This window comes from Candidatus Protofrankia californiensis (assembly GCF_900634765.1).
Classification (GTDB): Bacteria; Actinomycetota; Actinomycetes; order Frankiales; family Frankiaceae; genus Protofrankia; species Protofrankia californiensis.
Window position 1 is genome coordinate 1 of sequence record NZ_CAAAFT010000048.1, and the last position, 2709, is coordinate 2709.

Annotated in this window: 2 protein-coding genes; both read right to left on the reverse strand. The window is 68.6% G+C overall.

The window, feature by feature from the left end:
• Window positions 1-1027: serine/threonine-protein kinase (locus DD1DGNOD_RS02520; protein WP_131769354.1), on the reverse strand; the 1027-nt coding region annotated here is incomplete at its 3' end.
• Window positions 1028-1237: 210 nt separating this feature from the next.
• Complete coding sequence (locus DD1DGNOD_RS02525; protein WP_131765056.1) at window positions 1238-2413, reverse strand: FHA domain-containing protein; 1176 nt, start codon at window positions 2411-2413, stop codon at window positions 1238-1240.
• Between the last annotated feature and the right edge of the window lie 296 nt (window positions 2414-2709).

A 2709-nucleotide genomic window follows, 5' to 3' on the forward strand; every position in this document is an offset into this window, starting at 1 on the left:
GCCCGAGGGGGCGGGGCGCAGGAGCCGGCGTTCGCCGGACGGGCTCGGAGGTAGGGTTTGCGGTCGGAGGGTTCGCGGGTTGAGAGCCTGTGGACGGAGGGCCTGCGGGTTGAGGATTTACGGGCCGAGGGTCTGCGGGCTGAGGGGGACGGTCGGCGGCCTCACGGATGTCGTCGTCGAGGCGCAGCCTGATCCCGGAACGAGTGATCCACTGCGAGCCGTAGACGCGACAGGCGGCGCGGGCGAGGTCGAGAGCGAAGGCGTGAGCGGACGGCTGGCGTGCGGCCGGGTCTTTGGCCAGGGCCTGCAGGACCACGTCCGAGACGGGCTCGGGCACGCTCGCGGGAGGTGCGGGGGCGGTATCGAGATGATGCTGGTACAGGGCGGGTAGCGGCAGGGCCGGGTCGAACGGCGGCGCTCCGGCAAGCAGTTCGTACAGGAGCATGCCGAGCGCGTACAGGTCGGTGCTCGGCCCCAGCCGGCCGACGAGGATCTGTTCGGGTGCCATGTACTTCGGTGTTCCGGCACGTCCGCTGGCGGTGGCCGCCGAACCGGCGAAACTCTTCGCGATCCCGAAGTCGGTCACCTTCACCAGACTGCCAGCGTCGAACAGGATGTTGTCCGGCTTGATGTCGCGATGCAGCACGTTCTTGGCATGTGCGCAGGTCAGTGCTTCGGCGACGGCCAAGCCGACCGCGCAGGCAGCCTCTGGCGTCATCCCCTGCCGCTGACTGGTCAGGGTCCCTCCGGCCAGCAACTCCATGACGATCAGGCACAGACCGTCGGCCTCGACATAGTCGTAGACCCGGACGACATGCGGATGATCCATAGCAGCGAGGATCTGCGCTTCGGCTTTGAAACCACCCGGCGCGCTCTCCTGCGCCGCGTCCAGCACTTTGATCGCCACATCGCGGTTCAGGTCGCGGTGCCGGCCCTGCAGCACCAGCCCGAACGCGCCAGCGCCGAGCCGGATGCCCAGCTCGTAGGCGGGTAACGCGGCCACCACCTGCGCCCGGTCAACAAGCATGCGCAGATCCGGCCCGCACCAATATGAACCCGCCCATCATCCCCCCGGCCGGCATACTGCCGTGATTCTAACCATCGACCCAGCGCCAGCCGGTCGACCGCGCCCCCGGATCAGGCGACCGATACCAGGTGCGTCAGGTTAACCCGCCTCAGGCCGAGACGTGCCTCAGGCAACGCATGCGTCGGGCGGGCATGCGTTGGGCGGTATGCGTCAGGCCAGCATGGTGGGTGCGGCGGCACCGGGTGGGATGGGGGTCGGCGGGGTTGCGGTCCGCCATGCGTCGGGAAGCTCGGCGGGGAACAGCCGGCCACTGCGGGTGAGTATGACACCGGGGGCGAGTTCGACTTCGTCGCCGGGGTGGAAGCGCCGGTCGACCTGCGGAGGCAGTTGTTCCCAGTCCCCCAGCCGTCCCCGCCTGCTGACGGTACGCATCCGGGTGCCGTAGCTGCTGATGTCGCGGACCAGCACCGCTCCGCCCTTCCGGACCGAGACGACCACGTGTTCGCGGCTGACCCGCCCCGCGGCCACCGGGTCCAGCAGGCTGTACAGCGAAATATAGGAATCCGAGATACCGGAATCCGAGACGCCAGGATCGGGGTGCCGTCCCACCCGCGTCTCGGACCCCTCGTCCAAGGTGTAACGGGCGACGCAGATGCCGTTGATGACGGCTTTGAGCTGAGCGGCGCCGGGTCGCGGGCCATCGTCCAACAGGGGCGTGCCGTGCTGTTGGCAGGTGGGCACGCCCTGGCGCATGCGCGGCGGGAGCACCCGGCCGCCGCTGCGGACGTCGTAGAGGGAACAGCGCGGTTCCGGGCAGCGCCAGGCCCGCGTCAGCACATCGATCAGAGGGGTCCGGCCGGGGCCGAGCAGACCCTGCTTCTTGAGAGCGTCAAGCTCCTCACGGCGGGAGATCTCAGCCTGGCTACGGACGCCCATGTCCATCGGGACCAGCGTGACGGTGCCGCCCGGGCCCGGCGTGGGCCTCAGGAACTGCGAGGTGTTCCCCTGGATCCAGGCGTGCTCGACGCGGTGGTTGACGTAGTAGTCGCTGGTGATGACCTGGATGCGGGTCATACCGGCGATCTCAAGAACCCGCTCGTCGGCGTCGTCGACCTCCTCGACCAGATCCTCGGCGACCCAGCGCCGGAGCTGGCGGACGTCGGCCGGATCGGTGAACTCCCGGTGGCCGCCCAGCAGGCTGGTGTCGGCGATCAGGTAGAGGCGGACGTCAGGGTCTCCGGTGAGTTTCACCAGTGCCTGCACCACGAGCTGGAGCCGATGCAGGGATCGCGGGCCCGGTCCTCCGATCGACTTCTCGCGGACGACGTTGGAGAGATCAACCAGATAGTCGACATGATCCGGCGAGGTCGCCAGGTTGCGTTCCACGAAGCCCCCGTATGGCTGGCGTGTCAGGTGATATCCGGTTCGTAAGGCTGTTCGGGTGGGTCGTACGCCCGGCATGCCACCCACCCGGGAGTCGAACGGCCGTGTTGTGCGCACCGCCGGCTCGCGCCGATCGCGGGCGACATCATCCCGTACGTCCGACCTTCGTGCTCCACCGGCTGGCAGGGTCGTCAGATCCTGACAGCGCCCAGATCCTGACATCGCCGCGTTGATGGGGAAACCGGGCCGGCCGCCGACGTCGCATCACCCGTTCTGGGTAGTTGCGCAGTGTGACCGAA